This is a genomic window from Desulfobacterales bacterium (assembly GCA_029211065.1).
Taxonomy (GTDB): Bacteria; Desulfobacterota; Desulfobacteria; order Desulfobacterales; family JARGFK01; genus JARGFK01.
In genome coordinates this window covers 45,640-53,127 of the sequence record JARGFK010000019.1, presented here as the reverse complement: position 1 = coordinate 53,127, position 7,488 = coordinate 45,640, and the positions used below count along the sequence as shown (strand labels likewise).

The window sequence follows — 7,488 nt, the reverse complement described above, 5'->3', positions numbered from 1 at the left end:
GTGCAAAGGTTCCCTCAGGCTGATTGGAAACCAGCCGTAGAGTGCAAAGGCATAAGGGAGCTTGACTGCGAGACCGACAAGTCGAGCAGGTACGAAAGTAGGTCTTAGTGATCCGGCGGTTCCGTATGGAAGGGCCGTCGCTCAACGGATAAAAGGTACTCCGGGGATAACAGGCTTATCTCCCCCAAGAGTTCACATCGACGGGGCGGTTTGGCACCTCGATGTCGGCTCATCGCATCCTGGGGCTGTAGCAGGTCCCAAGGGTTCGGCTGTTCGCCGATTAAAGTGGTACGTGAGCTGGGTTTAAAACGTCGTGAGACAGTTTGGTCCCTATCTTTCGTGGGCGCAGGATATTTGAGAGAATCTGTTCCTAGTACGAGAGGACCGGAATGGACGAACCAATGGTGTTCCAGTTGTCGCGCCAGCGGCATAGCTGGGTAGCTAAGTTCGGATTGGATAACCGCTGAAAGCATCTAAGCGGGAAGCCAGCCTCAAGATTAGATATCCCTCTGTATGGAAACATACAGACTTAAGACCCCTTGAAGACGACAAGGTTGATAGGCCCGATGTGCACGCATAGTAATATGTTTAGCTTACGGGTACTAATAGGTCGTGCGGCTTAGCCACAATTTTTGACACAAATGGTTGAGCGTTTTATTGTGCTTATATACAAATTGACAGCCTGAAAAAATTTATTACTTTGTTTCATTTTTTCGGTGGCAATAGCGAAGAGGCAACACCCGTTCCCATCCCGAACACGGAAGTTAAGCTCTTTAGCGCCGATGGTACTGCATGGGAAGCTGTGTGGGAGAGTAGGACGCCGCCGAAAATCTTTTAAAGCCCGGAATCAGTGACCCTGATTTCGGGCTTTTTTTGTTTTTTACCGGTTTCTATCTTACAGGACGTTTCGTAAAACTCAGCGCCGGCTTCATTTCCGGACGTCTTAGCGGTTACGGCAATCCTGCGGGTCGTGGCGGACAAAGCGGATCGTGTTCCCTTGAAAAAAAATATGATCACCCATGCCGTTATCTTTTCCCGGCTTGAAAAAATCCAAGTCGCATTTTCTCGCATAATAAACATATGACAAGTAAAAATAATCCGGCCAGGGTGAACCATAAACCGATACGAAGCGATTTAGGAAAAAAGTCGAGCAAAATCTCATAATTCCCCGGCGGAATTTTAATGGATATAAAAGTGTTTAAAAAAGGCTCAATCGTTAAAGCGTTTTCGCCTATCAAAGCATTCCATCCGGGATGGAATGACTCTGAGACAATAACCCTTCCCCGGTGAGCCGTCTCAATACCAACTTGGATGCGATTCGGCGAAAGGATTTTCATGGCCACCGGCCTAATAAAGTTATTTTCATTATCGGCTAAAAAAAACGCTCGTGGCAATACCTTTAGATTTTCGTACAAATAAACTTTTTTTTCCTGCCACCACCCGCCATGGAAATGTGGCATTGTAATGCTGTCCTGGATGATAAACTTGAGTTTCGGATTTTCTATCTGTTGGAATGTGATCAGGTGGGTAATACCCGCGATGCTGTAAAGATCGGGTCTTGCAAAATTCCATAACCGAAATCCCCACATCGTTTCTTTAATCGGTGCCGTCCCATCCATACGCGTAAGATAATTAAGTGTCGTGAGCATGGAAAGCGGTTCATAGCCGCCGGCACGGCGAATGCCATATCTGACGGATATCCAATCGTCAAAGGGTATGAGCAGGTTCTCCCTTAAATCCGCAGGTTGAATTTCTGCAACTCTCACATCCCCCGGATATTGCTTTAAGGCTTTAATAAGTTTCATGGGTGGTTTGAAGTCTTTTAGATGATATTTTTCCTTCAGGATCTCAGTCGAAAGCAGTAGCGGTTCCATTATGATCCAGCAGATTAAAATGATTTTGAAAAATTTTGTCCCATGCCGGAGATATAAGGCAGATAAAAGAAAAAATACAATAATTGAGCCAAAGAAACGGACATTCACCCCAACATTAGTCCTAAAGGGTGGGGTAAGAAGGCCAATGACGGCGAGCATTATACACAGCAGCAACAGATACCGTATTTTGGGGTGGTGATTCGAATAAAAACTTACTACCAGCCTCTCAAACCCGTGGCCTGAAAGCACGGACAATATCAAAATAGTAAATATGAGATAACGGGAAGGACTGCTGAGAAGATTCATACCAGGTATGGACTTTGCCACAATCGTGATCGGAGGAAAATCAGGACCGAAACTTATAAGCCACGGTATCACTCCCCAAATAATAATCAGCGGAAGACGATTGCGTAATGTGAAAAAACCGGTCGGTGCCAATAGGAGTCCACTGATTCCTAAGTAAGCACACAACTCCCAGGCATGATCATGGTACAGAATTTCAGGTCGAAATAGGATCCGGAACCATTGTCTAAAGTCCCAATTAAAGTGAAACCCATGTAATGAACCTTCTGAAAATACCCTGCTGGAAAGATAGGTCTGTTCAATTGCCGGAAATAATTGAACACTTATTAGTAAAAATGATATAAGGCCCGAAAGAAGGATTCTATACAGAAGGGACAGGCGTTCTTCTTTTGACGGTTCCTGGATAAAACGCCAGATTGCTTGGAGGGAAAAAAGAAAACAATAAAGAAAGGCATGCTGCGGAGTACCGGATGTAAATATCATAAAAAAGGTAATCGCCAGCCCAATCGTATAGATCCGTTTATTCCTTTCCAGTAAAAGTAATGATACCAATAAAAGCAAAGGTATCCAGCATAATGAGGTATAAAGACCTACCCAACCGGCATTAATGTAATAAAGCAATCTTCCGTTAAGCATGTATAGACAGCCGGCGAGCATACTTCCATTCCTGTTCAAACCGGTATGCCTGGCAAGCATAAAAGTGCCAATCCCGGCAATGACCATATGGATGAACTGATAAGTCCAGAGGGCTTTGAAAAAAGGTAAAAGGAGGAACAAGAAATTTAAGGGATAAAAAAGATTATATTGGAGGTTGCCGACAATAGGCTGTCCGAACATAAAGTAAGGATTCCATAAGGGAATCTCATACAGGTTGCGGAATGTATCGTATTGAAATTGTTTTGTACCATATACATAAGGAATCAGGTCGGAACCGCTGCCCGAGTAAAAATCCGTATATCCCAGCAGTATCGGGGCTTGGATACCAAAGGCCAGGAGGATGATAACGAGAAAATGATAATGCCTTTTAAACATGATTTTGAATTTTCATGTTTTATATCTTTTTCTGATTTTTAAGAATTCAAAAGGAACATTCAGGATGTCTTTAAAGGTTATTTTGGAATCGCTCCTGTCTTTCCAGTTGTTTAAGGGGACTTCGAACATTATTTTTTTCGCTTTTTCAACCCCGTAAAGTTCTTTAATGCGGGCGAAAATTTCAATATCGAATAGCCATCTGCTGATGAATTCCTCTGTAAAAGTACGATAGGCCAATTCTCTGGTAAATAACTTTGCGCCGCATTGAGTGTCATAAACAGGAAGATTTAGCAGTAAACTTGCAAAGGTTGCAAAAATCCTTCCCAGATAGTGCCTAAACGGTTTTCGAATTATCGAAGCGCCCATTCGCTTGACTCTTGATCCAAATGCCACTTGACAATCTTTATTCCTATTAAAGCATTCCTGAAGTAAAAACACCTCTTCCAGCGGGGTCGATAAATCTGCATCAAAATAACCGATGAAGTCATAATGTTCATTTGTTGATATTTTCAAAACAGTTTTTCGAATCGCCTCGGCTTTGCCCAAGTTTTCTGGGATATCATATACGATTACATGCCCTTTGCAATCATCACGCAGCTGTCTTAAAACATATAAAGTTTTGTCCATACTGCCATCATTGACAAAAGAGATGTCAATGCATGCGGATTCGGGAAATTGATAGAATCTTTTAAAATATTCTATCGATATCCTTTTTTCCTCATTGAAACATGGAACTATAATACAGACTTTTTGCATATGATATATATTGAAAGCCCAGGAAGTGTTAACCCGATCTCTTTAAGAAGACATGAAAACTTAAAATCAATGATCAGAATATTTTTCATCAATTTATTCATATACCCCTTTTGCCGCCAGTTTCCAACCTGTGTATTGCGGATCAGGGGTTTGTGGATTTTTTCGAGCAGGACTTGAAAGATTCTTAATTTTAGTAGTACCGTAAAAAAATAACCATGTCCCAATTCAGTTAAATTTGCAGCATGGAGGCGGGCTCGAAGGCTTTTTAGATTATACCTTCGATAATGTTCAAGAAAATGATCATGAGAACAGAATAATGACTGAAAGGCCGGAGCCGTGATTAAGAACAAGGTATTATCTGATATGAATTCGAATGATTGCAAGCGCTTAAGGAATGCAACATCGTCCTTAATATGCTCTAAAACATCAAGTAATAAAATCAGGTCTGCTGTTCCGTACGAATTTAAAATTAAATCATCAGTTGAGTTATACACCTCTATCCTGGTGTCCGAATACCATTTTTTATAACGAGTTAAAGCTTCCTGATCGAATGAGGTGTCTACTGCCAAAAAAGTTGTATATGGCATCCTCTCAGCCAATTGTTCGGCAAAAAAGATATCGCCGCAGCCTATGTCAATGCATACACGTTTACGGTGTAAAAAGTTTGGAAAATACTTTTTTATCAGATAGTGGACTACATCCAGTTTGGCTAGCTCCCAGGGATGTCTATTATCAATATTTCTATAGACTTTGGCCTCTTTCAGATCCATCTCTACTTTTCACCGGTCTCTATTTTCCAGGACGCTTCGTAAAACTCAGCGCCGGCTTCATTTCCGGGTGATGCGGCGGCGACAGCAATTCCGCGGGTCGTGGCGGACAAAGCGGAGCGGGTCCCCTGATAGCGGGACAGGCCTTGCCCCATTTGCTGCAGATTGACCTGGCCTAGGGGCACCTCACTGGCATAGACCACGATCTGATCTTCTCCATACGGCGGGCTCACGGTCAATGAGAAGAGGTCCCCCTGATCAGGGATTTTGTAGACTTTTCCGGCTTCAAAATAGTTGATCTGGCGGTACCCGTTGGGCAGCAGCTGGATAATCTCACCGTCCGATGATATGTTCACGATGCGGGCATAATAATTTCGGTTGCCCTGGATAAATATCTGGATATTTTCACCTTCTTTATAAGTTTTCTTGGATGTCCAGACCTTGACCGTCAACGGCCCGCCAGGACCCAGATCCTGAACAGGAATCTCTTTTCCTTTCGGTTTTAGGCTGTATTCGATTTCGGCCTTGATCCAGACATGATAGCGGCTGTTTTCCTCGATTCCAAAATCTTTCTGCTCATGGACCGAAACCGCACCTTCGGCTTCCGACCAGATGACATCGTATTTTACAACGAAATCCTCAACTTTTGTTTTGGATTGGATAAAAGTCTTGGCCATCTCAAGCGCTTTTCGTTTGGCGTCTGCAAAGGCAGCGGCACGGATATCGGTGAGGGTCATGTTGTCTGAAAGATACGCATATCCATCGACGGAGTGGATGGAAGATCGCATCTCATCATCCGGTGCGGTGACTTTTACACTTCTTTGTTCCTGACTCAAAGCCATATTCGGATTTGTAATAAAGAACACCGTAAGAAAAACAATCCACGGAATGCCGATTAATTTAAAATTGTTACATTTCATAGAATTCTCCGGAATCAAAGGGTCTGAATCTGTTTGGTTGCTAAAAATAGAATAATATATATTATTAATATTCGTCAATCGTTAAATTTGATTATTAACTTGACTGGAAAGCGGGTTTCAGTCATATTTTACTTCAGAAAATCAGGCGCTTATCATTTTATTGGGTTTTCATATGGACGGGCCGTGTTTGCAAGAGGATTAAAGACGAATATTATCGTTATAATCGCCGCACTGCTGATGCTGGCGATGCTGCTGACTGACCTGGTGGTGACCATGAGGGCGCAGCAGGATCTGGTTCAGTCCGAGGGCGAAAAGGGGTACTTGCTGTTATCGAATTTAAACAACATCATCAGGGCATCGGACGATACGGCAGAAACTGATTTGTCGAAATTAAAAAGAGAGAATTTTCTCAAATTGCCGAATCAGGAAGGTTTTTCATGCGCCCTGATCCTTTCTGTGGATGGCAATACCCTCTTGAATACCCTGGAGGCATGTGGACATACCAGAGAAATTGATGTGCTGGTGCGGCAATCGATGGGATCGGGCCGCCGGCAAATCAAGCCGGTCGGAGAAACCTGGGGCGTTTTTTGGAAACAGCCCCACACCATCCTGATTGCAACGCCCCTGTTGAAAAAAAACCGAGTCATCGCCGGCGCGGGCCTGGCGTTGCCCCTTGAAGGTGTTTATCAGTCTTTACGGCAATCCCAGCAGATTTTATTTTTATACATGGTGCTGAATCTGGTCATACTGACGGGAATCGGTCTGTTTCGGCTTTCTAAGGTCTATCTACAGCCGATTCGCCGATTGGTAAACCGGGCGGAGGAATACCGGGAGGACGATGATGAGATCCTCTTTTCCGTTCGCAAAGGCGATAGCGAGCTCAACATATTATCGAAATCCCTGAATCGGATGTTAAAACGTATTTCAGCGGATAAAGAGAAACTGCGCGCCACCGTACAATCGCTTGAAAAGGCAAATCTGGATTTAAACCAGGCGCAAAGCGAAATTATTCGGGCGGAAAAATTGGCGGCGGTGGGGCGGCTGTCCTCCGGGATCGCGCATGAGATCGGGAACCCCATCGGCATTGTCATGGGCTACCTGGAGCTGTTAAAACAGCAGAACATATCCGAATTGGAAAAAAAAGATTACCTTGTCCGGACGGAAAACGAAATACAGCGAATCAACACCATCATACGTCAGTTGCTGGATCTGTCCCGGCCGGTTCCAAAAGTTTCGAAAACCGTATCGGTTCACGGACTTATTGAAGAGATGGCCCATGTTTTAAGGGTTCAGCCGTTGATGTCGAAAGTTCATTTGCAGCTTCAACTGTCTGCTGTAAAGGATGTGATTATGGCGGATGCTGAAAAGCTCCGGCAGGTCTTTTTGAATTTAGCCATCAATGCAGCCGATGCCATTGCTGCCGGTGAGAATATCGGCGATGGGCAATTAACGATTCAAACCGAGGTGTTGTCGCCGTCCGATGGCGGCGTTTTAAAACAACAGGAAACACTGAAGATTATGTTTGAAGATAACGGCCCCGGGATTTCCCCAGAACACCTTGAAAATATTTTTGATCCGTTTTTCACAACCAAAGATCCCGGTAAAGGCACGGGGTTGGGGCTTTCCGTCAGTTTTATGATCATCGATGGCATGGGCGGCGTTATTAAAGCGGCCAGTCGGCCGGGTTGCGGAACGACCCTGTCGGTATACCTGCCGCTGCATGCCGGAGGGGACGCCGATGGGGGGGATTTGTAAATCTTTATGTCTACGTCCATTGATGTTTCCGAACGGAATAAGGATTCGAGGATTCGAGGGTTTTAGGGTTCAAGTGAAGAT

5 protein-coding genes and 2 rRNA genes are annotated in these 7,488 nt (G+C 44.1%); 3 read left to right on the top strand and 4 right to left on the bottom strand.

Annotated elements, in window-relative coordinates:
- Together P1P89_06305 and rrf are read left to right on the top strand one after the other, a co-directional pair.
- Positions 1-627 (top strand): 23S ribosomal RNA (locus P1P89_06305); the annotation flags it as partial.
- Between the two features lie 85 nt (positions 628-712).
- Positions 713-829 (top strand): 5S ribosomal RNA (rrf, locus tag P1P89_06300).
- A 196-nt stretch (positions 830-1,025) separates the two neighbouring features.
- Here the strand turns inward: rrf and P1P89_06295 are convergent.
- From P1P89_06295 to P1P89_06280, 4 genes are read right to left on the bottom strand one after another with little or no spacing between them, the layout of a single operon-like run.
- On the bottom strand, positions 1,026-3,209 hold the full coding sequence (locus tag P1P89_06295; GenBank protein MDF1591110.1) for a hypothetical protein: 2,184 nt from the start codon (positions 3,207-3,209) through the stop codon (positions 1,026-1,028).
- 12 nt (positions 3,210-3,221) lie between these two features.
- Positions 3,222-3,965, bottom strand: a complete 744-nt coding sequence (locus P1P89_06290) for a glycosyltransferase (protein MDF1591109.1) — start codon at positions 3,963-3,965, stop codon at positions 3,222-3,224.
- Positions 3,944-4,735 (bottom strand): methyltransferase domain-containing protein, encoded by a 792-nt coding sequence (locus P1P89_06285; protein MDF1591108.1) that lies wholly within the window; start codon positions 4,733-4,735, stop codon positions 3,944-3,946. The genes P1P89_06290 and P1P89_06285 overlap by 22 nt, the downstream gene beginning before the upstream one ends.
- A 2-nt stretch (positions 4,736-4,737) precedes the next feature.
- Positions 4,738-5,652, bottom strand: coding sequence for a DUF4384 domain-containing protein (locus P1P89_06280; GenBank protein ID MDF1591107.1), 915 nt, complete (start codon positions 5,650-5,652; stop codon positions 4,738-4,740).
- 183 nt (positions 5,653-5,835) lie between these two features.
- Between P1P89_06280 and P1P89_06275 the strand changes: the two genes are divergently transcribed.
- Complete coding sequence (locus P1P89_06275) at positions 5,836-7,407, top strand: ATP-binding protein (GenBank protein MDF1591106.1); 1,572 nt, start codon at positions 5,836-5,838, stop codon at positions 7,405-7,407.
- Positions 7,408-7,488: the final 81 nt, after the last annotated feature.